Here is a 25,409-nt window from a genome sequence, read left to right as displayed (position 1 = left end):
ACCAGGGCCGGGCCCGGTTACGGCTCACCCATCAGCGCCGCCTGCACCCGCAGCGCCTGCACATGCCCCGGCACGTCGTGGACCCGGACGATGGCTGCACCCTGCCGCGCCGCGTACAGGTGCGCCGCCAGCGACCCCGCATCCCGGCGATCGGCCTGCGGCTCGCCCCCCAGCGTGCCGATAAAGCGTTTGCGGCTGGCGCCCACCAGCAGCGGGTCCGGGCCGTGGCTGAGCTGCCGCAGGCCGCGCAGCAGCGCCAGGTTGTGCGCCTGCGTCTTGCCGAAGCCCAGTCCGGGGTCCAGCAGCACGCCCGGCACGCCGTCGGCGCGGGCCAGCTGTGCCTGGGTGTGCAGGTACAGGGCCACCTCGCCCACCACGTCCCGGTAGTGCGGCGAACGCTGCATGGTGCGCGGTTCGCCCTGCATGTGCATGATGCAGGCAGCAGCCCCGTGCTCCGCGCACACCCGGCGCATCTGCGGGTCGCGCAGGCCCGAGACGTCGTTGATCAGGTGCGCTCCGGCGCGCAGGCAGGCGTCGGCCACCTCCGGTTTGAGGGTATCCACGCTCAGCACTGCTCCACTGCCGGTGAGCGCCCGCAGCAGGGGCAGCACCCGGTCCAGTTCGGTGGCGGCGTCCACCGGCTCCGCGCCGGGCCGGGTGCTTTCGCCGCCGATGTCCAGCATCAGCGCGCCCGCATCCAGCATGCGCCGGGCCTGCTGCAATGCCCGCTCCAGCGTGGCGTGCTGGCCACCGTCGCTGAACGAGTCGGGCGTGACGTTCAGGATGCCCATCACCGCGCAGCCGTCCCAGCGCAGCTGCCAGTGGCCACCGGTTCGCACTGTCCCTGGCACAGCCCGGCCGAACGTCAGCTGCGCCACCGGCCTACTCCTCGGTGCGGAAGCTGACCAGCACCCGCCGCGCCCGTTTGTCCGGGTAGGCGTCCACCCAGGCGGGCAGCTTGCGGCCGCTGCGAAACGGCACATAGCTGCGCCCAGCCGCTTCCAGTTCGGTGTCCAGCACCGTCACCACCAGGTGGTCGTCCGGCACCGGCGTGCCGGGCCGCAGTGGGTAACGGGCCTGCGGCGAACCGGAGCTCGCGCGCACCACCACCGGGCGGCGGCTTCCACGCTGCCGGCTGCTGGCCCCCTCCTCGGTCGGCTTGCCGCGTGGCCGGGAACACACGGCGTAGATCACCGACCCCGGCGTGACCTCGGCCAACCCGTAGATGGCCACCGAGGCGCTCACGTCGGCGCGGCGGGCCAGCTCATACAGCGCCCGCCCGGTGGGGCCGTAGCGCCGCAGCACGTCGTCGAGCAGTTCGCTGGGCAGCAGCAGCGCCGAGGCGCCCACATTGCACAGCGTCTCGATCACCTCCTCCAGCCGTTCCCCCTCGAAGCTGTCATGGACCGCACTCAGCAGGTCGTCGTCCGAGAGCAGCAGCGCGTGGCTGATCTCGTGGGCCAGCGTGAAGCGCTGCCGTTCCGGCGAGGCCTTGTTGTTGATCAGGATGACGTCGTGTTCCGGGTCGTAGGCGCCGTCGCGCTCCCCCAGATCCATGTACACCAGCCGGGCACCCAGGCCGCTCGCCAGCGCCTGCGCGTCCGAGCCGGGCAGGCCACGGCCGTACGTGCTGGCCAGTTCGCGCATGCGGGCCTTGTGGGCCGGGTCGATGGCGCCTTCCGGAGCCGGCGACGCGTCGCTCGCCGCCACCTCAGCCGCCGAGCAGCGACCGCACCAGCGCCACGTAGTCGGCCTGGGCCTGCTCGGCGCTGGTGCCCTTCAGGGCTGCCCAAGCGTCGTACTTGGCGCCGCCCGCGAAGTCGAAACCGCCGGGGCGCTCGCCGCTCACGTCACCGGCGGTGCCCTGCTTGTAGAGCGCGTACAACTTCAGCAGCGTGGCGTTGCTGGGCCGCTCGTCCAGCGTCTTGATGTCCTGCTGCGCCTGCTCGAACGCGGGAAGGGTCATGCCGGCAGTCTACCGGGTCAGCGGCTGCCGAAGTCCTGGGTGGCGTAGGTATGGAAATACGAGCTGGCGGCCGGATCGTTGACGTAACCCACGCCCAGTTCCCTAAACGCCGGATTCATGATGTTCAGGCAGTGGTGGTAGCTGGCAACCCAGGCATCCACCATCTGCTCGGCCGTGTACCCGGCGATGATGTTCTCCCCGACAGCCGTCCAGCCGGTGTACCCGGCCCGCTCGATGCGCACGTCGAAGGTGCTGCCATCGCTGCCGGTGTGTGAGAAGCCGGCCGCCGTCTTCTGGTCGGCCATGTCCTGGCTGTGCGCCTGGGCCGCTGCTGCCAGCTGAGCATTCCAGCGCAGCGGTGGGGCCGCCTGGAACGCCTGACTCTCCCCGGTGGCCACGTCCTTGCAGACCCGGGCCTGAGCCCGCGCCTGATTGGTCTGGTCCAGAATCAGCTGCTGCTGGACCGTCAGGGAGGTTGTACCGGTTGACGGCTGCTGCGGAGTGCTCCCGGTGCCCATGCCGCAGGCCGCCAGCGTCAGGGCCAGACCGATGGCGCCCCCCAGCCGGACGATGCGGCCCATTGTGCCCGCTGCAACTCGTGGTGTCATGGGGTCAGGGTAGCCGCCGCCACCTTGCGCAAACGTCACGGGAACGAGGTTTGCAGCTCTCCAACGGGCCTTCATGAACACACCGCCGCGCCCAGAACGGGCAGCGGCGGGGTCGGGGAACGTTCGGAAAATTTAGCGGCTGACCGGCTGGGCCATGAACGGCGCGATGGCCGCCTGGAACGCCTCGTAGCCGGCGAAGTCCAGCTGCTGCTCGTTGTCGCTGAGCGCGGTAGCGGGGCTGGGGTGCACCTCGATGTGGATGCCGTCGGCGCCCACCGCCAGCGCGGCGCGGGCCAGCGGAATCAGCAGGTCGCGGCGACCGGCGGCGTGCGTCACGTCCACGATCACCGGCAGGTGGGTTTCCTGCTTGGCCAGCGCGACTGCGCTGAGGTCCAGGGTGTTGCGGGTCCACTTCTCGAAGGTACGAATGCCGCGCTCGCACAGGATGACCTCGCGGTTGCCCTCCGCCAGGATGTACTCGGCGGCGTACAGCCACTCCTCGATGGTCGCCGCGAAGCCGCGCTTGAGCAGCACCGGCTTGCGCGCCCGGCCCACCTCGCGCAGCAGCGAGAAGTTGTGCATGTTGCGCGCGCCCACCTGCAGGATGTCGGCGTACTCGGCCACCACCTCCACATCGCGGGTGTCCATCACCTCGGTCACGAACAGCTGCCCGTTCTCCTTGGCGGCCCCACTGCCGATGATCAGGCCGTCAATGCCCATGCCCTGGAAGCCGTAGGGGCTGGTGCGCGGCTTGTAGGCGCCGCCGCGCAGCACCCGCACCCCTTTGCCCGCCAGGAAGTGGGCCGTGGCGTCCATCTGCTCCTCGCTCTCGATGCTGCACGGTCCGGCCACGATCACGGGCGGGCTGTCGCCGCCGATCTGCACGCCGCCGATGTTCAGCACCGTGTCATGCTGCTGCACCTTGCGCGAGACCAGCAGCTGCTTCTTGTCGTTGGACTCTTCCAGGTCCAGGCTGGCCTTCATGATCTCCTTGAAGATCGCCTTGATGGCCGCCGACGTGAAGGGCCCCTGGTTCAGCTGTTCCAGCTCCCGGAACTGCGCCTCTTCACGTGCTGGGTCGTAGTGGTGCGGGCGGCCCTCCTGGGTCTTGGCCTGCCCGATCATCGCCACCACCTCGCCGCGCCGACTCAGCAGGGTCAGCAGCTCACGGTTGATCTCGTCCACCTCGTGGCGGAGCGCTTCGATACTGCGAGACGTCGTCATGGACGCATTCTAAAGAACACCGCCCCGGAGGGGCGGCAGGTTCACTAGTCAATCTGGAGGAAAGGTCAGGCGCTCCGGAACGCTTCAGGTGCAGGCAAGCGCAGGCTTAAAACTGGCATCTGACAGGTCAGCTGTCACAGCCCCGCGAAGGGATCGCCTTCCAGCACCGGGGCGGGCTTAACCCGGAACACGCGCGACAGCAGCACACCCAGTTCGTACAGCAGGTACAGCGGGCCGGCAAACAGCGACATGTTGACCGGGTCGGTGGTGGGCGTGATGATGGCCGCCGCAACCAGACAGACGATGAAGGCGTACTTGCGGACCCGGCCCAGCATCACGTGGTTCACGACGCCGATCTTGGTCAGCACCACCGCCAGAATCGGCATCTCGAAGAACAGCCCGAAGGCGACCATTACGGTCGTGAGCTGCCCGATGTAGGTGCCCACGCTCAGGAAGGCCGAGACGGTCCCGCCCAGGAAGTCGGCCAGGAACTGGACCATCGGCGGCACGATCAGGTAGTAGGCGGTGACCACGCCCGCCAGGAAGCTGACCCCGGCCCCCACGATGAACGGCGCGGCCCAGCGGCGCTCCTCGTCGTACAGGCCCGGAGCGATGAACAGCCAGACCTGATGCAGGATGAACGGCAGCGCGATCGCCAGCCCGGCCCACAGCGCGATGTTGAAGCTCATCAGCAGCTGTTCCGGCAGCTGGGTGGCCACCAGCTGCAGTTTGCCGGCGGCGTAGAGCTTGGTGTGCTTGAGCGGCTCCTGAAGCAGCCGAAGAATGTGCGGCACCTGCCACCATGCCGCCCCCATTCCCAGCACCAGGAAGATCAGGGCGTAGATGATGCGCCGCCGCAACTCCTCCAGATGGTCCATCAGGGGCGCCGTGCCCTGTCCGTTGTCGGTCATGGCTGCCCCCCTGCCTATTCGCGCCGCTCTTCAGGGCGCACGTCGTTCGAGGGCTCGTCCTTGGTGGTGCTTCTGAACTCGCGGATGCCCTGGCCCAGCCCCTTGCCCAGCTCGGGCAGCTTCCGGGCGCCGAACAGCAGCACCAGCACGACCAGAATCAGAATAATTTCGAGTGGACCCATGGGTTCTTCTCCTTGAACACGCGCGGCTGACAGCTGAGCCAGCGGAAGAGGCCTGATAACGCAGATGGGAGTGCAAAGAACGCGGCCGGCAGATCCGGACGCTTCCGCGCCTGTCTCATTGTGTTATACGCTCACCCGCCGCAACTGGATGTTCAGACGCGTTCAAGAAATGAAGAAGATGCGGTCACGCGCCTCAGGACCGTCCGGCGGTCAGCCAGCCGGCCAGCCAGGGCAGCTTGGCTCCCAGCCGTTCCCCAAAGCGGCCCCAGTAGCGCCGCGACCAGCCCTCCAGCGTGCGCTGGCGCCCGCGCGCCACCGCCATGGCCCCTTCCGGCACGTCCTCATGGATGGTGCTGCCGGCCGCGATGAATGCGGCGTCGCCCACCACGCGCGGGGCCACCAGGGTGCTGTTGCTCCCCACGAACACGCCCGCCCCGATCTGGGTGCGGTGCTTGTCCAGCCCATCGAAGTTGGCGACGATGGTGCCGGCGCCGATGTTGGTCTGCTCCCCGATGCTCACGTCGCCCAGGTAGGCGAGGTGCCCGGCCTTGACGCCCGCGTGCAGCTGGGCGTTCTTGATCTCGACGAAGTTGCCGACATGCACCCCCGTGCCGAGGGCCGCGCCGGGCCGCAGCCGCGCGAACGGCCCCACCTCGCTCGCCTCGCCCACCTCACAGCCCTCCAGCAGGGTGTGTGGGCGGATCAGCACCCGGTCGTGCACCAGGGCGCTGTCCAGCACGCTGTGCGCGCCGACCTGCACGCCCGCCCCGATGCGGGTCTGGCCGCGCAGCACCACGCCCGGCTCCACCGTGCAGTCCGGGCCGATCTCGACCGTGTCCTCGATGCGGGTGGTGCCGGGGCTCTGCAGCGTGACGCCCGCGCGCATGTGGCGCTCCTGAATGCGCCGCTGCATCAGCCGCTCCAGCTCGGCCAGCTGCACCCGGTCGTTGGCGCCCATGACCTCGCTGGGGTCCGGGATGTGGTAGGCCAGCACCGAGTGGCCCGACTCGCGGTACAGCCGCAGCAGGTCGGTGATGTAGTATTCGCCGGCCTCATTGTCGTTGCCGATCTGCTCGGCCAGCGTGCGGGCCTGCTCGTCCATCAGGTACACGCCGCTGTTGAACTCCTGCACCACCCGCTCGTCGGGCGTGGCGTCCTTCTGCTCCACGATCCGCAGCACCTCGCCCCCGTCGCCCCGGATGATGCGTCCGTACCCGGTCGCGTCGGGAAGGGTGCTGGTCAGGACCGTCAGGGCGTGCTCGTCCTCGCGGTGCTCGGCCAGCATGGCCCGGAGCGTGTCCGACGACAGCATCGGGCTGTCGCCGTACAGCAGCAGCACGTCGGCGCCGCCCTGCAGCAGCCGCGCGGCGGTCAGAAAGGCGTGGCCGGTGCCGAGCTGCTGCGCCTGGCGGGCAAACCGCACGCCCAGCGGGCGCAGCGCGGCCTCCACCTGATCGGCGCCGTGGCCGGTGACCACCACCACGTCGCGCGCGCCCAGCTCGCGCGCCACCTTCACCGACCACGCCACCATCGGCCGGCCCGCCACCGGATGCAGCATCTTGGGCAGGGCCGAGCGCATACGGGTGCCCTGACCCGCGGCCAGGATCACCACGTCCAGCGGGCGGCTCACAGTGGAGCCTGCGCGGTGGACTTCACCTGCTCCGGCTGCTGCCGCAGCCGCCACAGCATGTAGATGGACAGCAGGATCAGCGGAATGCTGAACAGCTGCGTCTCAGTCCACAGCCCGATGCCCGGCGCATTCAGGCCCTCGTTCAGGTAGCTCTTGATCAGCAGCGGGTTGAGGCGGAAGGTCTCCTCCCAGCCGGCGCGCAGAATGCTGTACCACAGCCAAAACTGCCAGAACACCCAGCCCGGACGCGGGCTGCGCAGCCACACGAAGGCCAGCACCGACAGGATGATGCCGATGATCACGCCGTACAGCTGGGTGAAGTGCACCGGGGCGGTCATGACCTGCTGCCCGCCGATGTTCTGACAGTACTGCACCAGATTGAGCGGCGTGGCCGGGTTGCACATGCTGTCGTGGAAGCCGCGCGCCCACGCGGGCCAGTGAAAGCCGACCGGCCAGCCGGTGACGCGGCCCACCGTGTCCGAGCCGTTCATGATGTTGCCGATGCGCCCGCCGATGATGCCGAAGCACACGCCCGGCACGAACAGGTCTGCGTAGCGGTAGAAGTTGATGCGGTGCCGCCGCGCCGCCCACACCAGATAGGCCACACCGAAGATCAGGCCGCCGTGGATGCTGATGCCGCCCTGCCGGATGTTGATGATGTCGAGCAGCAGCGGCAGGCCCGACTTGCCGGCGAAGAGGTTCCAGGAGGTGGCCACGAAGAACAGCCGCGCCCCGATCACCCCCCATACCACCGACCACAGGATCAGGTCGGAGAAGAGCTGCTCGTTGAGGCCGCGCTGGCGGGCCATCCGGGTGCCGATCACCGCGCCGATGACGATGCCCAGGGTAATCAGGACGCCGTACCAGGCGATGGTGAAGTTGCCGATCTGTAGGAAGACTGGATGCATGGGTATCGGGGCCAGTGTACCCCCCGGCGGGCCCGGAGGTCGCCGGTCAGCCCGGCGAGCCCGCGCGCAGCCGCTCCAGCCGGGCGCGGCTGAGGACGCCCTTGGCCAGCACTGCGCCGCCGCGCACCAGCACCGGCACGTCCCAGCCGTAACGCCGCTCCAGCTCCGGGTCGCCGGTCACGTCCACCCGGGTGTAGGGCCACTCCAGGGCGGCCAGCGCAGCCTCGGCGTCCTCGCAGAGGTGGCAGCCAGCGCGCGAGTACAGCACGTCGCTCACAGCACGCTCCGGGCCGGGTCGTAGAGCCGCCACAGCTCGTACAGGCCGATCAAGAGGTGCAGCACGAACTTGGCCGCAATGCCGGCCAGCAGCCCGATCAAGGTGCCCCAGGCGGCCCGCAGCGCCTCCAGCGGCGGCTTGCGGACCCAGAGGAGTTCGGCGGCCAGCGCTCCACCCAGCGGCCCGATGATCAGCCCGAACGGCAGGAACAGGCCCACCAGCCCGCCGATCAATGCGCCCCAGCCGGCCTGACGACTGCCCCCATAGCGCCGAGCCCCCCAGGCGGAGGCGAAGTTGTCGATCAGCGAGATGGCAAGGGTCAGCGCACCAAAGCTGAGCAGAAACGGCAGGTCCGGCCACAGCTGAAAGCCGTCCATCAGCGTGGCGGCCACCGAGCCGACAAAGATGATCAGGGTGGCCGGCACCACCGGCAGGAAGGTGCCCACCATGCCGATGAGCCACGCGACCAGAAAGACCAGAAAGGCAGCCGTCATATGTGCCCGGGTACGGGGGCAAGGGGCGCAAGGTTGCGCCGCGCCCCGGGCTTCCCCGGTACGCTGTGGCCATGACCAGCGACCATCAGCTCTCCCGCACCCTATCGTTCCTGCTGCGGCATGCGCCCCAGCAGGCCGGGCTGACGCTGCAACCGGGCGGCTGGGTGAGTGTGGACGACCTGCTGCGCGGTCTGGCGACTCAGGGCCTCACCGTGGATCGCGCTCAGCTGGAGCGGGTGGTGGCCACCAGCGACAAGCAGCGGTTCACCCTGGACGCCGCCACCGACCGCATCCGGGCCAACCAGGGCCACAGCGTGCCTGTCGACCTGGGCCTGACGCCCCTCACGCCCCCGCCCCTGCTGTATCACGGCACCGCTGTCCGGCTGCTGGACACCATTCTGCGGGAGGGGCTGCGGCAGATGCAGCGCCACCACGTCCACCTCTCCGCCGACCCGGACACGGCCCGGCGGGTGGGGCACCGGCGGGGCCCGGCGGTGATCCTGACGGTGGACGCGTTCGGCATGCTTCAGGCGGGCCACCTGTTCTTCCGGTCCAGCAACGGGGTGTGGCTGACCGAGCGGGTGCCGCCCGAGTATGTGCGCGTGCTGAAGTGAGGGCGGCCGCCCCGCTCAGGCCAGCGGCCCGGCCCGGTCCTCCGCCAGATGCCAGGCCCAGGCCCGCCGCAGCCGGCCCACCGCCTCGGGCAGATGCTCGGGCGGCAGCGTGAACGGCAGGCGCAGCGAGCGGTCCGGCAGCGGCGTGACGCCCATCGAAGCGCCGGGAAACAGCCGGATGCCGGCCCGGCGGGCGGTGAGCGTGAAGCGGGTGGCACTGTCGGTCGGCAGTTCCACCCACAAAAACTGGCCGCCTTCCGGTACCAGGAACGCCCAGTCCGGCAACTGCTCCCGCAGCAACGTGACCAGCGTGTCGCGGGCCGGCCGCACCAGGGCGCGGCGTTCCTCTCTCAGCGCAGGTAGCTGCCGAAGCAGGTCCAGCGCGATGGCCTGCGCCGGCAGCGACGTGCCGAAATCCGACAGGGTCTTGGCCTGACTCAGTGGCGCGAGGTAGCGCTCCGGCGAGCGCAGCCACCCCACCCTCAGCCCGGCCCAGAACAGCTTGCTCAGCGACCCCACGCTGATGACGGGCCCCTCCGGGGTGTGGCTCGCCACCGGCGGCGGGGCCGGGCGGTCCAGGTCCAGTTCGCTCAGCGTTTCGTCCTCGATGGTGGGCACCCCGGCGCGGTCCAGCAGCGCGGCCACCTCGCGCCGCACCGAGGCGGGCATTACGGTGCCGGTGGGGTTCTGGAAGGTGGGCGTCAGGAAGACCAGACGCGGCTGTCCCTGCAGACCCGCTTCCAGCGCGTGCGGCGCGACCCCGTCCGGCCCCACCGGCAGGCCCTGCAGCTCGGCGCCGGCCGCACGGAACACGTCGATGGCCCCGAAGTAGGTGGGCGTTTCCAGCAGCGCCCGGTCGCCGGCGTTCAGGAAGGTCTGGGCGATCAGGGCGATGGCCTGCTGCGCTCCACTGGTGATGATGATCTGCTCGGGCCGGGTGGGCACGCCCTGCCGGGTGTAGTGGTCGGCCAGGCAGACCCGGAGCGCCGGCAGGCCCAGCGGGTGATAGCGCGACTCCTCGAAGGCGCTGCCCAGGGCCGCCTGCAGCCGGCGTCGGTGGGCCTCGGTAAGGCTCGGCACCGCGATGGTGAGGTCCAGTTCACCGGGCGGTGCGGTGGCCGCCTGGACCGGCGTGCGCAGCGTCAGGACCGGGTGGGCCCTGGGTGCGGCGGCGGTCACGCGGGTGCCGCTGCCCTGCCGGCGCTCCAGCCAGCCCTCCAGTGCCAGCAGGTCGTAGCCGGTGACCACCGTGCTGCGGCTGATGCCCAGCAGCGAGGCCAGTTCCCGTTCCGCCGGGAGGCGCTCCTGCCCGGCCAGCCGCCCGTCCTGAATGGCCCGCTGCAGGGCCTGGGCCAGCTGCCGGTAGCGGACGCCCGGTTCCAGGTTCCAGCCGTGCAGCAGGGTGCTCCAGCGAAGGGGGTCCATGCAGCAGTCTAGCAGTCCACTTCTGGCAATTGGATTGCCTCTGTCCGGTCCAATTTCAGGTGGACCGCCTCTGGTGCCGAGATGCCCGCCTGCCCAGACTGAAGCCAGGAGGCCACATGACCACACCCCCCATCTCCGCTCCCCTTTCGCCCTGGCGCCAGCTGCTCCAGGACCTGTCGCCCTCGGCCCTGCTCAGCGGTCTGGTGGCCGTGATCGTCGGCATTGCCGGCCCCACCGTGCTGGTGTACGCTGTGGCCGCCAGCGCCCACCTGCCGGAACGGGCGGTGCTGAGCTGGGTGTGGGCCAGCACCGTGATCTGCGGGCTGGTGACGGTGCTGCTGAGCCTGCGGACCCGCCAGCCGATCCTGAGCACCTGGTCCACCCCCGGCATCGCCTTTCTGGCCACCGCCCTGCCGGGGCACAGCCTGCCGGAAGCGGCGGGGGCTTTCGTGGTCTCGGGGCTGCTGGTGGTGCTGCTCGGTACCCTGCCGCCGCTGACCCGGCTGATGCAGCGGATTCCCGGCCCGTTGGCCGCCGCCCTGAACGCGGCCATCCTGCTGCCGTTCGGCTTTCATGCGGTGCAGGCGCTCACCCGCCAGCCGCTGCTGGTGGGCGGCATGATCGCGGCCTACGTGGGGCTGAGGGTTCTGGCGCCCCGCTGGGCGGTGGCCGGGGTGCTGGGCGCGGGCATAGTGCTGAGTGCGGTCCTGGGCCTGCTGCACCATGTGGCGATTCCGCTGGCTCCGGTGCATCCCCAGCTGTTGCGGCCGGAGTTCAGCCTGCGCGGCGTGCTGGATCTGGCATTGCCGCTGACTCTGCTGGCCTTCACCGGGCAGGTGGTGCCGGGGATGGCGGTGCTGCAGACGCTCGGCTACCGGCCTCCCGCCGGCCTGATCGTGCGGACCACCGGGGTCGCCTCGGTGGCGGCGGCGTTCGTGGGCTGCCACTCGCTGACGCTGGGCGCGCTGCTCGCCAACATTGTGGCCGGGCCGGAGGCGCACCCGGACCCGAAGCGCCGCTACGTGGCCGCTGTGACCGCCGGAACGCTCAATATCGTGGTGGGCAGCTTCGCCGGCACCTTCCTGGCGGTGATGTCGGTGCTGCCGCAGGACGCCATCACCGCGCTGGCCGGTCTGGCCCTGCTGGCGGCCATGGCCTCGTCATTGCAGGCGGCCCTGCAGGGTCCGGGGGGCCGGCTGGCCGCCCCCACCGTCCTGATCGTGACCCTGTCGGGCATCGCGCCGCTGGGCATCGGGGCCGCCTTCTGGGGCATTCTGGCCGGGCTGGCCGTGCATGCGCTGGAACGTCCACGCGCGGCGCGTCCGGCACCGGCGCCCACCGTGCCGGTGCCGGACCCGAACGCTCGTTAGGTTTGACTTGCTAGACTCGCGGTATGGACAAGGCAGTGATTGTGGCGGCCAGCCGGACGCCCACCGGCAAGTTTCTGGGCAGCCTGCAGGACGTGAAAGCGGTAGAACTCGGCAGCATCACGCTGCAGGAAACCCTGAGGCGCAGCGGCGTTCCGGCCGACCTGATCGACGAGGTGATCATGGGGCAGGTGGTGCAGGCGGGCAGCGGGCAGAACCCGGCGCGTCAGGCGGCCATCCGGGCCGGCGTGCCGAACGCGGCGGGCGCCCTCACCGTCAACAAGGTGTGCGGCAGTGGCCTCAAGGCGGTGATCCTGGCCGCACAGAGCATTCGGGCCGGCGACCAGCAGGCGGTGCTGGCCGGCGGCATGGAGAGCATGAGCAACTCGCCGTACCTGCTGCCGGGCGCCCGCAAGGGGCTGCGGATGGGGCACGGGCAGGTGCTGGACGCCAACACCCTGGACGGCCTGTGGTGCAGCATCAACGAGGAGGGCATGGGCCTAACCGGCGAGCGGGTGGCCGAGAAGTACGGCACCAGCCGGGAGGCCCAGGACCAGTACGCCGTGGAGAGCCACCGCCGCGCCGTGGCTGCCCAGCAGGCCGGGCGCTTTCAGGACGAGATCGTGCCGGTGACGGTGAAGGGCCGCAAGGGCGACACGGTGGTGGACACCGATGAGGGACCGCGCCAGGACAGCAGCATGGAAACGCTGGGGCGGCTGAAGCCCGCCTTCCGCGAGGGCGGCACTGTGACGGCCGGCAACGCGCCGGGCCTGAACGACGGCGCGGCCAGCGTGCTGGTGATGAGCGAGGCGCTGGCCCAGGCGCACGGCCTGACCCCGCTGGCCGAGGTGGTGGGCTACGCCAGCGGCGGCCTCGCGCCGGAGTGGGTGATGATGACGCCGGTGCCGGCCACCCAGAAGCTGATGCAGCAGCTCGGCTGGCAGGTGGGCGACGTGGACCTGTGGGAGCTGAATGAGGCTTTCAGCGTGCAGAGCCTGGCCGTGACGCAGGAACTGGGCCTGGACCCGGCGCGGGTGAACGTGAACGGCGGCGCGGTGGCGCTGGGCCATCCGATCGGGGCCAGCGGCGCGCGCATTCTGGTCACGCTGCTGCACGCGCTGCGGCAGCAGGAGAAGGAAATTGGCGTCGCGACCCTGTGCATGGGCGGCGGCAACGGCCTGGCCATGGCCGTGCGGCGGTTAAGCTGAGGCCATGAACGCACCGACCCTCTGGATGATCGTCAGCCAGTACCTGAAAAGCCCGGATGAAGTGGCGGCCGTCACGCCGCGCCACCGCGAGTGGCTGGACCAGCACTACCGCTCCGGGCTGTTTCTGGTGTCGGGACGTCAGCTGAGCGGGCAGGGCGGGATCATCCTGGCGCGAGCTGAAAGCCAGACGGAGCTGGAAGCGGTGTTCGAGCAGGACCCCTTTGTGCAGGAGGGCTGCTCCGAGTACAGCTACACCCCGTTTACCCCGGTCAAACGCGGCCGGGGCATCGAGATTGAAGGCGTGCCGCTGGTGGAGTAAGAGTCAGCGTCTCGGACCCAGGCTCCAAGGCTTCAGAAGCATACCGGTTCCAGTCGAGGGCTCTTAGAGCAGACTGGTGAATCCGCGCCTGAACTCAGGCTGAATTGCGGGGCTGGAAGACTGGGCGCAGTTTCTCTTTCCGCTGGCCAGCCTGAGCTTTCAAGGAGTCAATCTATGCATTTTGGTGTTATCGGAGCAGGACAGATGGGCGGCGGCATTGCCCAGGTGGCCGCGCAGAGCGGCTTTGACGTGACGGTGCAGGACGTGCAGCAGGAATTCCTGGACCGGGGCCGGGCCACCATCCAGAAGTCGCTGAGCAAGCTGCACGAGAAAGGCCGGCTGAGCAGCACCCCGGACGAGATCCTGGGCCGCATCCGCTTCACCACCGAGCTGACGGCCTTCGCGGGCTGCGACCTGGTGGTGGAGGCCATCGTCGAGAACCAGCAGGTCAAGGCCGGGCTGTTCCGTCAGCTGGGCGAGGTCGTGAAGCCGGACGGCATCCTGGCCAGCAATACCAGCAGCATCCCCATCACGTCGCTGGCCACCGCCAGCGGCCGGCCGGAGCGCTTCATCGGGATGCATTTCATGAATCCAGTGCCGCTGATGCAGCTCGTCGAGGTGATCCGGGGGTATCAGACCAGCGACGCCACCGCGCAGTTCGTGACCGAGACGGCCGAGCGGATGGGCAAGACGCCGCTCTCGTGCAACGACTTTCCCGGCTTCGTGAGCAACCGCATCCTGATGCCGATGCTCAACGAGGCCATCCAGTGCGTGATGGAGGGGGTGGCGGAGCCGGAAGCCATCGACGGCATCATGAAACTCGGCATGAACCACCCGATGGGGCCGCTCACGCTGGCCGACTTCATTGGCCTGGACACCTGCCTGAGCATCATGGAGGTGCTGCACCGGGGCCTGGGCGACGACAAGTACCGGCCGTCTCCCCTGCTGCGCAAGATGGTGCAGGCGGGGCTGCTGGGCCGCAAGAGCGGGCAGGGCTTCTACCGCTACTGAGCAGGTCGGGTACAGTCAGGCATGCCCATTGAAGCAGCGGAATGGCAGGACGCCTGTCGCCTGGGGCCCCGGCCCGGCTTCACCCCACAGATCAGCGTGCTGGTCGGGATGATGCACTACGCGCGGCTCACCACCCGCGAGGCCGTGGAGGGGCTGAGCGTTCAGGAGCTGGACGCCCTTCCGCCCGGTTTCTCGAATTCCATCGGCATGCTGCTGGCGCATATGGCGGCCACCGACCGGCTGTATCAGGCGGCCAGCTTCGAGGGCCGCTCCTGCTTTGAGGCGGACGACTATGCACCCTATGTGGGGGCGATGACCTTCGGCTGGAAGGGCGAGCCCGTGCGGGGCCGCACCCTGGACGACCTGCTGGCCGAACTGGACGCCACCCGGGCCGAAACCCTGCGGCAGCTGGCCGAGCACGACGATGACTGGCTGACCACCCTGCTCACCGCGCCCGGCTTCGACGACATGAACCAGCACTGGGCCTGGTTCCATGTGATGGAGGACGAGCTGAGCCACCGCGGGCAGATCCGGATTCTCCGCAAGGCGCTCGCCCTCCAGACCCCGCCGGTCAGCTGAGCGGGCGCAGCATCTGCACCACCGCTGCCGGGGCGGGCGTCTGGCCTTCCTCGGCCCCCGGCGTCACGAAGTAGAAAGACAGCGCCAGCAGCAGGTACACGGCCAGCAGCAGCACGCCCTCGAACCACGTGGCCTCGCCGTCCTTGGTCACGGTGGTCACGGTGAGCGCCACCGCCACGATGGCCACCAGTTCCAGCGGGCTGGAAAACACCAGGTTCATCGGCTTCCCGATCAGGTACGACAGGATCACCAGCAGCGGCGCCGTGAAGAGCGCCACCTGAATGGTGGCGCCGACCGCGATGTTGATGGCCAGCCCGATCTTGCCCTGCCGCGCGAAGTAGCTGCCCGCGATGTACTCGGCGAAGTTGCCCACCACCGCCAGCACAATGATGCCCAGAAAGAAGGGGCTCAGGCCCAGGGTGGTGCTGGTCGCCTCCAGCGCTCCTGACAGCATCTCGGATTCCAGGGCGATCAGGGCCGTGCCGCCGACCAGCACGGCCATCGCCTTCCAGAGGGGCCACAGCGGACCACTGTGGCCCTCATCCTCGCCTTCCAGCGCGAAGGCGTCCCTGTGCGTCACCAGTGTGTAGACCAGATTCAGCGCGTACACCAGGATCAGCACGATGGCCACGCCCAGGCTCAGGTGCTCGTCCAGGTTGGTGCGTGCCGCTGAGCTGGCCGCCGCGAACCCCGGCAGCTGCTCGGTGTAATCGAACAGCGCCGGCAGCACCAGCGCGATCACCACCAGGAACAGCATGCTGTTCAGCTGGCCGGCGTTCTGGCGGCTGAAGCGCTGGTCAGAGCGGCCCAGGCTGCCGATCAGGATGGCCAGCCCCAGCCCCAGCAGCGCGTTGCCGATGATGCTGCCGGTGATCTGCGCCTTGACCACCGTGCTGTTGCCGCCGATCAGCACGAAGATGGCGATGATCAGCTCGGCGAGATTGCCGAACGTCACATTCAGCAGCCCGCCGATGGTCTGCCCGGCGCGCGCCGCCACCTGTTCGGTGGCCTTTCTCAGCCAGTCGGCCAGCGGAATGATGGCGATGGTGGCGGTGACAAACACCCAGAGCGGTGGCGAGTGGAACACGTATTCCAGCAGCAGGCTGATCGGAATAAAGCCCAGCAGCACATTCATCCACATGAGCGGAGTGTATAGCCCGCGACTGCCGGAAGCGCCGGGGACGATGTCTTGCGATTTTGCTCAGGTGAGTACGATACTCATAGGTGTATCGGGGTCTGCCCTGATCCGGAGGCATCATGGTACAGACGGCCCTCTCCCTGCTCCTGTCTTCCATCCAGGCCCTGCTCCATCTGCTGCTTCCGCTGGGCCTGCTGCTGGGCGCCGTGCTGGTGGCCCTGCTGCTGATCGGTCTGCTTGACCGGGGCCGGTTCGAACGGACGCTCGCGGCGGCGGTGCAGCACGTGCCGCGCCTGGGCAGCTGGCTGCTGGCCGCGCTGGCCCTGGGCGTGACCGTGCTGGGCCTGGACGTGGTGCGCCGCAGCGTGGACCTGCAGCTGGGCGCCCAGGTGAACGCCCATTACGCCAATACCGCTGACCCCGAGACCAGCGAGACGGTGCAGCAGGCGCCCGTGGTGACGTACCTGACCGAGCGGACCTACACCCGCACCCTCACCCTGCCGCCGGACCTGCTGAGGCGGGTGGGCACCGAGGGCGTGCAGGTGCTGGCCCCCTATCTGCAGGACCCCAGCAGCGACACCATCATCCGGCTGCGCGACCGCTTCAGTCGCAGCGGCAACACCGTGGTGTTCAGCCGCGAGGCCACCCAGCAGGTGCAGGAGTACATCCGGCTGGATTCGAGCCGGGTGGTTGCGGACCTGAAGTTCGTCGGCGCGGCGCAGGGGGGCCGCCAGAGTCATTACAACGCCACCTTCACTGCCGAATACGCGTTTACCAATCCGCTCAGCACCCCGGCCACCGTGCGCTTCGCCTTTCCGCTGCCGGTCGGGAGCGGCACCCTCAGCGGGTTTCTCATGACCGTGAACGGCCAGACCTACCGCCCCAGCGACCTGAGCGAGGGCAGCGTGTGGGAAGGTCAGGTACCGGCCGGCGCCGCCGTGCGGGTTCAGGTGGCCTATCAGCATCAGGGGTCGCGGGGGTGGAGTTACGGCCTCGCGCAGCGCCGGGAGCCGGTGCAGCACCTGGACCTGACGGTCAGGACCGACGCCCCGGCCCGCTTTCAGCGCTACAGCCTGTACCCCACCAGCCTGCAGACCACCCCCTTCAGCAGCACCCAGACGCTGCGCTGGCAGCTGAACGAGGCCATCACGGCACAGAACGTGGCCGTCGTGTTCGCCCAGGGGTCACTGCGCGAGACGCTGGCCAAGCTGCACCTGTTCGCCCCGCTGGCCGTGCTGCTGGGCGCTGTTCTGCTGCTGCTCTGGAGCCACACCCGGCGATTCGCGCTGGGAGCGGGGCGACTGGCGGTGGCGATCGTGGCGCTGGGGCTTGGCTTCGCGCTGGGTGGGGTGCTCAACAGCTATCTGCCGCCGCTGCCCGCAGAACTAATGGGGACGCTGCTGGGGCTGCTGCTGGCCTGGCTGGCGCTGGGCCGGACATATCTGCTGCCGCTGCTGCTGACGGCCCTCTCCCCGCTGAGTTTTCTGGCGGTGGGCCATGCCGGATTGCTGTTGACCCTGCTTGGCGTGGGGGTGGTGGCCCTGCTGGTCTGGCCCTACCGGCAGAGGCAGGCTTTCGTCCGAACGGTCCGGACCAGCTGAGGAAAACGTGGGCGGGAGACGGACCTCACGACTGGTCCGTCTCCCGCCCGCACCCCTCCTCTACTTGTTCTGCTCTTGGAACTGCCGCTCCCACAGCAGGTCGCGCAGCACCCAGCCGGTGCCGGGAAAGCGCAGTCCGAACTTGATCTCGTCCAGCATGTAGGCGCGCAGTTCGGCCGCGCTGTAGCCCTGCGCCACCAGTTCGCCCAGCGTGCGCTCGCCGTCCAGCGCCGCCGCCACCCGCCCGCCACGGCCGCTGCCCACCTGATGCTTCAGCCGCAGCGCAAACCAGGCGTAGGTGTCCAGTCGCGTCAGCTTGCCGTTTTCCACCCCCTCGGCCACCCGCTCGGCCACCTCGAACAGCGGCATGTGGGTGCTGCGGGCGACCACCCGCACGCTCTTGCCCTCCGGGGTGTCGAAGAGGGGCAGGTCGCCGGTGAACACAGCGCTGGGGCTGCCGATCACCTGGCACAGCTGCGACCATTCGTCGCTGTAGCGGGCCCAGTCGGCGGTGATTTTGTCATAGGCAGCCAGCGGCACACCCTGCATTTCCTGCACCGAGAAGCTGAAGCTGCCCTGCTCCGGCAGCAGCGGACTGGCATAGATGGCGTCCAGACCGAGCCAGTCCAGGATGCCGCCGTCCACCACCTCGCCCTGCACGAACGAGACGTTGAAGGGAATTTCGGCGTCGGCCACCAGCAGACCGGTCTGCCGGCTGACATGCAGCAGCTCCATTACCCCGATGAGCGGCGCATCATAAAAAAGACCCTGCATGCCGCACAAGGTAGCAGCTTTTAATATGTCAGCGCTTCGCCCATCTGGGGCTGATGGATCCGGCCCTCCAGGCCGTTGAGCGGCCGGCCACTGCCGCCCCGGCGCCACGCCATCAGCTCGGCCAGGATGCTCAGCGCCACCTCCTCCGGGGCCTCGGCACCGATGCCCAGCCCCACCGGACTGTGCAGGCGCTCCAGCTGCTCCGGCGTGCAGACGTGGCCCTCACCCTCCAGGGTGTCCAGCAGGCCCTGCGTGCGGCTGCGCGGCCCTAGCACCCCCACGTAGGCCGCAGGGCTGCCCAGGGCGTGCCACAGGCACTCCCGGTCCCGGTCCAGGTGGTGGTTCATGATGACCGCCTGGGTGCGCGGCGACACGCTCAGGGCGTCCAGCTGATCGGTCGCCAGCAGCTGCAGGCGGGCGCCGGGAAAGCGCCCAGGCGTCAGGAACGCAGCGCGCGCGTCCACCACCGTCACCTGATAGCCCAGCGCCACCGCCTGCGCGCTGAGCGGCACCGCGTCATGGCCCGCACCGTAGATCAGCAACTCCGGGGCCGGCGCGTTCAGGTCAATGAACAGCGCCTGCCCGTCCGGCAGCTCGGCGCGGGCGGCGCGCGGTTCACGGGCGGCCAGCCGCGCCTGCGCCAGCGTCAGGACCTCGGGCGGCGTGCCGCCGGGCAGCTGCCCGCTCACCTGCACCTCTCCTGCCGCGTCCGGTACCAGCAGCAGGCGGCCCGGCCCCTCCAGCGGCTGCACCAGGGCCGCCGCCTGCCCGGACCTCAGGGCAGTCAGCCATCCGCGCGTCACCTCGTCGTCCGGGTCCACCCGCTCGATCCGCACGTCCACGCTGCCGCCGCAGCCCAGGCCCAGGCCCCAGGTGGCGTCCTCGGTCAGGTCGTAATGCACCACCCGCGCCTCCCCGCTGGCAATCACCTCCAGCGCGGCCTCCACCACCTCGGCCTCCAGGCAGCCGCCCGAGAGCATGCACACCTGCGCGCCGTCGTCCAGCACCAGCATGCGGGTGCCCTCGCGACGGTAGGCGCTGCCCCAGACCTGCACCACAGTGGCGATGGCCGCGCGCTGACCGCGTGCCAGGGCGGCGTCCAGCGCGGCCAGCAGCGTCCGGGTTTCTGCAGCGTTCATGTGGGTGGAGTGTAGCGTGCCTCCGGACGGCAGATCACGCCGACCCTCACCTTCAGCCGGCCTGCTCCTTGACCACGCCGGTTCGCAGGAACTCCTGCAGCATCGGTTCCAGGTCGTGCAGGGCCACGTCCGAGCGCATGGCGTACTCGGCGGGCGTCTGCCGGTCCGCGATGGCCCGCAGGAACGACAGGCCGACCCCGCCGTGCTGGCTGCGGAAACTCTGGTGCACCGTGGTGATGGCGTTGAGCGCGTCGCGGCCCCGCAGCGTCAGGCTGTACTGGTGGTGCGCCCAGCCGGCCAGGCTGCGCGGCAGGATCAGCGTCTGAGGGCGCAGCGGTGCCGGAAACGCGCCCTCATACGACATGCCGCACGGCATGGTGGCCACGATCTCGCCGCGCGAGTAGAAGATGGCGCCCCTGGGGCGGGCATGCAGGCCGGTGAAGTCCTCGGTCAGATTGAACTTCCACGCGCGGCTGCCCACCCCCGACAGGATGTGCGCCAGATGCGACGGCAGCGCGTAGGCGTTGAGCGGGGCGCCCTGCTCGTAGAGGTGCAGCAGCTCACCCAGCGCCTGTTCGCCGGTGCTGGTGATGGTGGCCGCCGCGACCGTACGGCCCTCGTACACCAGCACGTAGGCGGCCTGATCCGCCAGCTGGGCGTGCAGGTAGCCGTACCAGCCCAGATCGTGCAGGTGGCGCAGGAAGTCGTGGAGGTTGCAGAAGCCCTGGGTGAGGCCCATGAAGGTGGGCGGCACCTGCGGCAGAAAGCGCGGCAGGAACGGCGTGACGCCCGGAAACATCGCGCTCAGCTCCGGAATCACCAGCATCGAGTCTCCGCCCTCATCCTCCGGGTCCAGGCTGTCGGGGAACGGCTGGCCGTCCAGCGGCTCGTCCGATCCGGGGGGCAGCTTGTGCCGGGGCGTCTCGCCGCTGCTCACGATCCGACTCCGCTCAGGCCGCCCCGGTACCGCCGGCCGTTCTGCACGTACCGCTCGGCGTGGCCTTCCAGCATCACCGGGCGGACCACCCGCGCCGGCACGCCCACGGCCAGCATCCCGGCCGGCACCGCCTGACCTTCCGGCAGCAGCGCACCGGCGCCCAGCACGGCGCCGGCCCCCAGGCGACTGCCGTTGAGCAGCACGGCGCCCATGCCCACCAGACTGCCCGCCTCGCAGATGGCGCCGTGCACCACGGCCCGGTGCCCCACCGTCACGCCCGGCTCCAGGACGCAGGGAAAGCCGGGGTCGGCATGCAGCACGGCCCCGTCCTGCACGTTGCTGCCGTCGCCCACCGTGATGCGTTCGGTGTCACCGCGCAGCACCGCACCGAACCACACGCTGGCCTGCGCGCCCACCGTCACCCGGCCGATCAGGTCGGCGCTGGGGGCCAGGAACGCAGTGGGGTCTACTTCGGGGGCGACCCCATTCAGGGCGTACGACGGCATCTCGGTCCTCCGGGCTCGGAACTGGGGGCAGGGTGAGGTTCAGGACGCGGCGAGGGCTTCACGGAGCAGCTCTTGATCGTGCGGGTAGCTTAGCATTCCCAGCGCCTGCTCCGGCCCGAAGAATCCCCCCTCGCCGAAGGTGTCCTCCAGCTGCACCTCCTGCGCTTCGGTGCTCATCAGGAACCAGTGAATGGCCCGCGGTTCGCCCCGGCTGTTGGTGTAGCGGGTTGTGCTCAGCGGCCGGATGATGCTCGCGTGCACGCCGCCTTCCTCGTGCACCTCGCGCTCGGCCGTCTGCTCCAGCGTCTCGCCCGGCTCGATGTGGCCCTTGGGAAAGGCCCAGCCGCCGCTGCGGTAGCGAACCAGCAGCACCTGCCCCGCCCGGTTGAGCACCACGCCGCCCGCGCCCGGAACCGCCTGCTCAGGAGGGCTCGTCATGGCCGTCAGTATAAAGCAGGCCTCATCAGGGCACCCAGCCGTACCCCCGCCAGCCCCATCCTCGCGGCGGCGCGGCCGCCCAAATCTGTGGCCGGCATGAGACGTCCAGGCCCTACCATGTCAGGCATGGCCGAGGCTTCCCCTTCCGATGTGACGCCCGCTGAGGCAGCGGCGCCGCCCGTCACCACCTACCCGGTGCAGTTCACGGGCGAGCCGGGCGAGTATTTTCGCCTGTGGATCGTCAACGTGCTGCTGAGCGTGGTGACGCTGGGCATCTACCTGCCGTGGGCGCGGGTGCGGACCCGGCAGTATTTCTACGGCCACACCTGGCTGGACGGCCAGAACTTCGAGTACACCGCCAACCCGGTCGCTCTGCTGCGCGGGTATCTGCTGGTGGGGGTGCTGTTCGCGGCCTACTCCATCTCGCAACAGTTCCAGGACTACTGGTGGATCACCGGGCTGCTGGGGCTGCTGTTTTTCGCGCTGTACCCCTTCCTGCTCTACCGCTCGCTGCGCTTCAATGCCGCCAACACCATCCACCGGGGGCTGAGCTTTCAGTTTGTGGGCCGGCCGGGCGGCGCCTACGTGGCGTACCTGCTGATCATGCTCTCGGTGCCGTTCTCGCTGGGCCTGACCTTCCCGCTGGCGGTGTGGATGCAGCGCCGCTACCTGCTGACGCACGTGGCCTACGGCACCACCCGCGCCGAGTTCAACAAGGACGTGGGCGTGGTGTACACCATCTTTCTGACGGCGGTGGCGGTGATGATCGCGGCCAGCGTGGTGGTGGGGGTGCTGGCGCTGGTGGGCGTGGTGGCTGCCGGCGGCCTCGGACGGTTGGACGACTGGTTCCCGAACGGGGGTCCGGAGGACAGCGTGGTGCTGTTCATCATTCTGGGCGTGATCGCGTATGTGCTGCTGCTGCTGCTGTACGCCTCGGTCGGGCAGTATCTGCGGGCCGCGCTGCTGCGCTACAGCCTGCAGGACCTGTACCTGGGCCGCACCCTGCGCCTGCAGACCAGCCTGAATCCGGTGCGGCTGGCCTGGATTAACGTGTCGAACGTGGCGGTGCAGCTGATCACACTGGGACTCGCCACCCCCTGGGCCGCCATCCGCCGGACCCGCTACCTGATGGCCCACCTGCAGGTGCAGACCATCGCCAGCCTGGACGACTTCCAGGCGGCGGCCACGCCGCAGGAGTCGGCGCTGGGCGAGGCGGCCAGCGAGTTCTTCAACTTCGACCTGGGCTTCTGATGACGGACGCGGTGCACTTCGAGGCGATCTTTTTCGATGGCCTGAGCTCGCGCCCCCAGCCGGCGCAGGCCACGGTGGACGGCGAGACGCTGGTGGTCCGGCCTGAGCGCCAGGAGCAGCGCTACGCCCTGAGCACTCTGAAGGTGCAGCCGCCGCTGGGCCGGCTGCGGCGCGTGATCCGGCTCCCGGGCGGCGCCCGCCTGGAATCGGACGATCAGGCGGCCATCGCGCAGCTGGAACGGCGGCTGCATCAGAACGGGCGGCTGTGGGCAGTGCAGCGGCTGGAGGCGCGCTGGCAGGCAGCGCTGCTCAGCGTGGTGGGGGTGGTGCTGTTCGGGGTGCTGTTCGTACTCTACGGGCTGCCGGCCCTGGCGAAGGCGGCGGCGGCCCTCACGCCGCCTCCGGTGCTGACCAGCCTGGACCGGCAGACGGTGCGGCTGGTAGATAATGAGTACCTGCAGCCCAGCACGCTGGGGCACGCGCGGCAGCAGCAGCTGAGCCGGGCGTTCCGCCAGCTGGCGGCGGAGGCGGGCGGCCCGTATCACTACCGGCTGCTGTTCCGCGACGGGGGCAGAGACGTGGGCGCCAACGCCTTCGCCCTGCCGGACGGAAGCGTGTTCGTGACCGATCAGCTGGTGCGGCTGGCCCACAGCGATCAGGAGATCCTGGGCGTGCTGGCCCACGAACTCGGTCACGTGAAGCACCGGCACGCCATGCAGAGCGTGTACTCGGGCCTGGGCCTGACGCTGATGATCTCGGTGGTGGCCGGCGACGTGACCAGCGCCGCCACCGTGGCGGGCGCCATTCCGGCAGTGCTGCTCCAGGGCAAGTACAGCCGCCAGATGGAGTCCCAGGCCGACGCAGACGCCGGGCACTGGCTGATGCGGCATGGGGGCACCACCCGGCCGCTGCAGGACATTCTGCAGCGGCTGGTGGCGCAGGACGAGGACAGCAAGACGCACAGCCGGGTGCTGGACCTGCTGGCCAGCCATCCGGGCGTGGAGGCCCGGGTGGCGCAGCTGAAAGCCATTGAGGCGGAAAGCGGACGCTAGGCGCCGGCCTACTCCAGCGCGGACTCCAGGTCCGTCAGCAGGTCCGAGATGTCCTCAATGCCCACCGAGAAGCGCAGCAGTTCCGGGGTGATGTCCAGGCGGCGGCGGTCCGCTTCCGGCAGGGCGCGGTGGCTGGTGCTCCAGGGATGCGAGAGCGTGGACACCACGTCCGCCAAGCTGGGGGCCAGCGGAATGCGCCCGGCCAGCCGGCGCACGAACTGCGAGGCGTCCTCCACCTCCAGGCTCATCATGCCGCCAAAGCCGTCCGGGTACAGTTCCTGGGCGAGCTTGAACTGTGGGTGGCTCTCCAGCCCGGGGTGATAGACCCGCCGCACCCGGGGGTGGTTCTGCAGCACGTCGGCCACCGCCTGCGCGTTCCCACTGTGCGCCCGCATCCGCAGCCCCAGCGTCTTGAGGCCCTGCATCGTCATCCAGGCATCGAAGGCGCTGATGGTGCCGCCCAGACGGATCAGCTTCAGGCGGGCCGCCGCCACCAGATCAGCGCGGCCCGCCACCACGCCTCCGAACGCCGTGCTGTGGCCGCTCAGGTACTTGCTGACCGAGTGCGTGATCAGGTCCGCGCCGTGCTCGGCGGGCCGGAACATGGCGGGCGAGGCAAAGGTGTTGTCCACGCTCAGCAGGGCCCCGCGTTCGTGGGCCAGCCGCGCCAGCGCCGGCACGTCCACCACTGTCAGCAGCGGGTTGGTCAGGCTTTCGACGTGCAGCAGCCGGGTGGTGGGCCGGAAGGCGGCCGCCACCGCCTCCAGGTCCAGAGCGTCCACGAAGCTCACCTCGATGCCCAGGCGCGGCAGCTCGTCCCGCAGCAGGGCGTAGCTGACCCCGTACACCCGCTCGTCCGTGACCACGTGGTCGCCACTCTTCAGCACGCTCAGGAAGGCCGCGCTGATGGCGGCCATGCCGCTGGCCCCGCAGGCCGCCGCCTCGGTGCGCTCCAGCTGCGCCACGGCGCGCTCCAGCGACTGGGCATTCGGGGTGCCGTTGCGGTAATAGAAGTACCCGCCCTCCTGCCCCGCCATGCTCGCCTCCAGCGCTTCCAGGTCCGGAAAGCTGTAGACGGTGGACTGATAGATGGGCTCCACCAGCGGCTGGTTGACGCTCGGCACGCTCTGTTCGCCCGCACGGGCCGCGACGGTGGTGATGGACTGGGGCAGGTTCGCATTGCTCATGCCGCACAGCATAGAGCGTGAAAACCACCGTCCACCCGGCCGGAACACTCAAGCGACGCTGAAGGCAGGTCAGGTGGCGGCCCGTTAAGGTCAGGCAAGATGACTTCACAGGCAGAGGGGGGCGCCCGAACGGCTGGGCTGGACCGGCGCTGGCGCTGGGGTGGCGTGCTGCTCGGCGTGGGCCTGGGCGCGTTCTTCGACGGGATTGTGCTGCATCAGCTACTGCAGTGGCATCACATGGTCAGCAGCGAGTACGAGCCCGACACCGTCCGCAACCTGAAGATCAACACGCTCGGGGACGGCCTGTTCCACGTGGGCGCGGCCATTTTCACCGTGATCGGGCTGCTGCTGCTGTGGAGCGGCACACGCGGACGGCATCCGGTCTGGCCCACCTCGGCCCTGATTGGCACGCTGCTGTTCGGCTGGGGCCTGTTCAATGACATCGAAGGGCTGGTGGACCACCACCTGCTGCAGCTGCATCACGTTCGGCCGGGGCCGAACCAGCTCGCCTACGACCTGGGCTACCTGCTGTGGGGCGCGGTGATGCTGGTGATCGGCTGGGCACTGATGCGGAACACGCGGACAAAGAATTAATCCGGAGGGCCTGAGCGGTCTGGGCCGGAACAGCTGAGCGAGGCGCGACAGGGGGTCCGGTTCAGCGGC

29 protein-coding genes are annotated in these 25,409 nt (G+C 69.5%); 10 read left to right on the top strand and 19 right to left on the bottom strand.

All coding sequences use genetic code 11. The features are described 5' to 3' along the window. Window positions 1-17: 17 nt before the first annotated feature. The 11 genes from folP to ABOD76_RS15615 all read right to left on the bottom strand — a co-directional run bounded on the left by folP (window position 18) and on the right by ABOD76_RS15615 (window position 8,200). On the bottom strand, window positions 18-878 hold the full coding sequence (gene folP, locus ABOD76_RS15665; RefSeq protein WP_350242893.1) for a dihydropteroate synthase: 861 nt from the start codon (window positions 876-878) through the stop codon (window positions 18-20). Between the two features lie 4 nt (window positions 879-882). After that, window positions 883-1,710, bottom strand: coding sequence for an ImmA/IrrE family metallo-endopeptidase (locus ABOD76_RS15660; RefSeq protein ID WP_350242892.1), 828 nt, complete (start codon window positions 1,708-1,710; stop codon window positions 883-885). 1 nt (window position 1,711) lies between these two features. Further along, on the bottom strand, window positions 1,712-1,966 hold the full coding sequence (locus ABOD76_RS15655; protein ID WP_350242891.1) for an acyl-CoA-binding protein: 255 nt from the start codon (window positions 1,964-1,966) through the stop codon (window positions 1,712-1,714). Between the two features lie 17 nt (window positions 1,967-1,983). After that, the gene (locus ABOD76_RS15650) at window positions 1,984-2,574 is read right to left on the bottom strand and encodes a CAP domain-containing protein (RefSeq protein ID WP_350242890.1); all 591 of its coding nucleotides are present in this window, start codon (window positions 2,572-2,574) and stop codon (window positions 1,984-1,986) included. Window positions 2,575-2,706: 132 nt separating this feature from the next. After that, window positions 2,707-3,798, bottom strand: a complete 1,092-nt coding sequence (locus ABOD76_RS15645; RefSeq protein ID WP_350242889.1) for a bifunctional 3-deoxy-7-phosphoheptulonate synthase/chorismate mutase — start codon at window positions 3,796-3,798, stop codon at window positions 2,707-2,709. A 134-nt stretch (window positions 3,799-3,932) separates the two neighbouring features. After that, window positions 3,933-4,709 carry a twin-arginine translocase subunit TatC gene (tatC, locus tag ABOD76_RS15640; protein ID WP_350242888.1) on the bottom strand — a complete coding sequence of 259 codons (777 nt, stop codon included), beginning with the start codon at window positions 4,707-4,709 and terminating at the stop codon, window positions 3,933-3,935. A 14-nt stretch (window positions 4,710-4,723) separates the two neighbouring features. Continuing rightward, window positions 4,724-4,891 carry a twin-arginine translocase TatA/TatE family subunit gene (tatA, locus tag ABOD76_RS15635; RefSeq protein ID WP_350242887.1) on the bottom strand — a complete coding sequence of 56 codons (168 nt, stop codon included), beginning with the start codon at window positions 4,889-4,891 and terminating at the stop codon, window positions 4,724-4,726. A 193-nt stretch (window positions 4,892-5,084) separates the two neighbouring features. Continuing rightward, the gene (gene glmU / locus ABOD76_RS15630) at window positions 5,085-6,470 is read right to left on the bottom strand and encodes a bifunctional UDP-N-acetylglucosamine diphosphorylase/glucosamine-1-phosphate N-acetyltransferase GlmU (protein WP_350245288.1); all 1,386 of its coding nucleotides are present in this window, start codon (window positions 6,468-6,470) and stop codon (window positions 5,085-5,087) included. Between the two features lie 47 nt (window positions 6,471-6,517). Continuing rightward, window positions 6,518-7,429: a prolipoprotein diacylglyceryl transferase gene (lgt, locus tag ABOD76_RS15625; protein WP_350242886.1), complete on the bottom strand. Its 912-nt coding sequence runs from the start codon at window positions 7,427-7,429 to the stop codon at window positions 6,518-6,520. Window positions 7,430-7,475: 46 nt separating this feature from the next. Beyond that, window positions 7,476-7,706: a glutaredoxin family protein gene (locus ABOD76_RS15620; RefSeq protein ID WP_350242885.1), complete on the bottom strand. Its 231-nt coding sequence runs from the start codon at window positions 7,704-7,706 to the stop codon at window positions 7,476-7,478. Further along, complete coding sequence (locus ABOD76_RS15615) at window positions 7,703-8,200, bottom strand: DUF456 domain-containing protein (RefSeq protein WP_350242884.1); 498 nt, start codon at window positions 8,198-8,200, stop codon at window positions 7,703-7,705. The genes ABOD76_RS15620 and ABOD76_RS15615 overlap by 4 nt, the downstream gene beginning before the upstream one ends. A gap of 71 nt (window positions 8,201-8,271) precedes the next feature. On the opposite strand from ABOD76_RS15615, the gene ABOD76_RS15610 reads away from it, so the two are divergent. Then, window positions 8,272-8,814, top strand: a complete 543-nt coding sequence (locus ABOD76_RS15610; protein WP_350242883.1) for an RNA 2'-phosphotransferase — start codon at window positions 8,272-8,274, stop codon at window positions 8,812-8,814. 15 nt (window positions 8,815-8,829) lie between these two features. Here ABOD76_RS15610 and ABOD76_RS15605 read toward each other — a convergent pair whose 3' ends face one another. Beyond that, window positions 8,830-10,239 (bottom strand): PLP-dependent aminotransferase family protein, encoded by a 1,410-nt coding sequence (locus ABOD76_RS15605; protein ID WP_350242882.1) that lies wholly within the window; start codon window positions 10,237-10,239, stop codon window positions 8,830-8,832. Between the two features lie 116 nt (window positions 10,240-10,355). Here ABOD76_RS15605 and ABOD76_RS15600 point away from each other — a divergent pair, with 116 nt between their 5' ends. From ABOD76_RS15600 to ABOD76_RS15580, 5 genes are all read left to right on the top strand, one after another. Further along, window positions 10,356-11,609, top strand: coding sequence for a benzoate/H(+) symporter BenE family transporter (locus ABOD76_RS15600; RefSeq protein ID WP_350242881.1), 1,254 nt, complete (start codon window positions 10,356-10,358; stop codon window positions 11,607-11,609). Window positions 11,610-11,632: 23 nt separating this feature from the next. Then, a complete protein-coding gene (locus tag ABOD76_RS15595) occupies window positions 11,633-12,814 on the top strand; it encodes a thiolase family protein (protein WP_350242880.1) in 1,182 nt (393 codons plus the stop codon). Between the two features lie 4 nt (window positions 12,815-12,818). Next, on the top strand, window positions 12,819-13,133 hold the full coding sequence (locus ABOD76_RS15590) for a YciI family protein (protein ID WP_350242879.1): 315 nt from the start codon (window positions 12,819-12,821) through the stop codon (window positions 13,131-13,133). A 174-nt stretch (window positions 13,134-13,307) separates the two neighbouring features. Next, the gene (locus ABOD76_RS15585; protein ID WP_350242878.1) at window positions 13,308-14,144 is read left to right on the top strand and encodes a 3-hydroxyacyl-CoA dehydrogenase family protein; all 837 of its coding nucleotides are present in this window, start codon (window positions 13,308-13,310) and stop codon (window positions 14,142-14,144) included. A 21-nt stretch (window positions 14,145-14,165) separates the two neighbouring features. Further along, window positions 14,166-14,723 (top strand): DinB family protein, encoded by a 558-nt coding sequence (locus ABOD76_RS15580; protein ID WP_350242877.1) that lies wholly within the window; start codon window positions 14,166-14,168, stop codon window positions 14,721-14,723. Here the strand turns inward: ABOD76_RS15580 and cax are convergent. Beyond that, a complete protein-coding gene (gene cax, locus ABOD76_RS15575) occupies window positions 14,716-15,864 on the bottom strand; it encodes a calcium/proton exchanger (RefSeq protein WP_350242876.1) in 1,149 nt (382 codons plus the stop codon). The two genes, ABOD76_RS15580 and cax, sit on opposite strands and share 8 nt — an antisense overlap. 116 nt (window positions 15,865-15,980) lie before the next feature. Here cax and ABOD76_RS15570 point away from each other — a divergent pair, with 116 nt between their 5' ends. Continuing rightward, the gene (locus ABOD76_RS15570) at window positions 15,981-17,462 is read left to right on the top strand and encodes a hypothetical protein (protein WP_350242875.1); all 1,482 of its coding nucleotides are present in this window, start codon (window positions 15,981-15,983) and stop codon (window positions 17,460-17,462) included. A 60-nt stretch (window positions 17,463-17,522) separates the two neighbouring features. Here ABOD76_RS15570 and ABOD76_RS15565 read toward each other — a convergent pair whose 3' ends face one another. From ABOD76_RS15565 to ABOD76_RS15545, 5 genes are read right to left on the bottom strand one after another with little or no spacing between them, the layout of a single operon-like run. Further along, entirely contained in the window at window positions 17,523-18,236 is a 714-nt protein-coding gene (locus ABOD76_RS15565; protein ID WP_350242874.1) for a DUF4388 domain-containing protein, read from the bottom strand. 20 nt (window positions 18,237-18,256) lie between these two features. Further along, entirely contained in the window at window positions 18,257-19,375 is a 1,119-nt protein-coding gene (locus ABOD76_RS15560) for an XdhC family protein (RefSeq protein WP_350242873.1), read from the bottom strand. A gap of 52 nt (window positions 19,376-19,427) precedes the next feature. Then, window positions 19,428-20,312 carry a hypothetical protein gene (locus ABOD76_RS15555; RefSeq protein WP_350242872.1) on the bottom strand — a complete coding sequence of 295 codons (885 nt, stop codon included), beginning with the start codon at window positions 20,310-20,312 and terminating at the stop codon, window positions 19,428-19,430. Continuing rightward, on the bottom strand, window positions 20,309-20,818 hold the full coding sequence (locus tag ABOD76_RS15550; protein WP_350242871.1) for a gamma carbonic anhydrase family protein: 510 nt from the start codon (window positions 20,816-20,818) through the stop codon (window positions 20,309-20,311). Before ABOD76_RS15550 ends, ABOD76_RS15555 begins: the two co-directional genes overlap by 4 nt. A 39-nt stretch (window positions 20,819-20,857) precedes the next feature. After that, on the bottom strand, window positions 20,858-21,256 hold the full coding sequence (locus tag ABOD76_RS15545) for an NUDIX hydrolase (RefSeq protein WP_350242870.1): 399 nt from the start codon (window positions 21,254-21,256) through the stop codon (window positions 20,858-20,860). Window positions 21,257-21,382: 126 nt separating this feature from the next. On the opposite strand from ABOD76_RS15545, the gene ABOD76_RS15540 reads away from it, so the two are divergent. Beyond that, window positions 21,383-22,507 (top strand): YjgN family protein, encoded by a 1,125-nt coding sequence (locus ABOD76_RS15540; protein ID WP_350242869.1) that lies wholly within the window; start codon window positions 21,383-21,385, stop codon window positions 22,505-22,507. After that, window positions 22,507-23,559, top strand: a complete 1,053-nt coding sequence (locus ABOD76_RS15535) for a M48 family metallopeptidase (protein ID WP_350242868.1) — start codon at window positions 22,507-22,509, stop codon at window positions 23,557-23,559. The genes ABOD76_RS15540 and ABOD76_RS15535 overlap by 1 nt, the downstream gene beginning before the upstream one ends. Window positions 23,560-23,567: 8 nt before the next feature. On the opposite strand, the gene ABOD76_RS15530 is transcribed toward ABOD76_RS15535, so the two are convergent. Continuing rightward, the gene (locus tag ABOD76_RS15530) at window positions 23,568-24,746 is read right to left on the bottom strand and encodes a trans-sulfuration enzyme family protein (RefSeq protein ID WP_350242867.1); all 1,179 of its coding nucleotides are present in this window, start codon (window positions 24,744-24,746) and stop codon (window positions 23,568-23,570) included. 99 nt (window positions 24,747-24,845) lie between these two features. Here ABOD76_RS15530 and ABOD76_RS15525 point away from each other — a divergent pair, with 99 nt between their 5' ends. Continuing rightward, on the top strand, window positions 24,846-25,340 hold the full coding sequence (locus ABOD76_RS15525; RefSeq protein WP_350242866.1) for a DUF2243 domain-containing protein: 495 nt from the start codon (window positions 24,846-24,848) through the stop codon (window positions 25,338-25,340). Window positions 25,341-25,409 lie beyond the last annotated feature (69 nt).

The sequence above is a fragment of the Deinococcus sonorensis KR-87 genome, assembly GCF_040256395.1.
In the GTDB taxonomy this organism is placed as follows: Bacteria; Deinococcota; Deinococci; order Deinococcales; family Deinococcaceae; genus Deinococcus; species Deinococcus sonorensis.
This window is presented reverse-complemented; position numbering and strand designations above follow the sequence as displayed.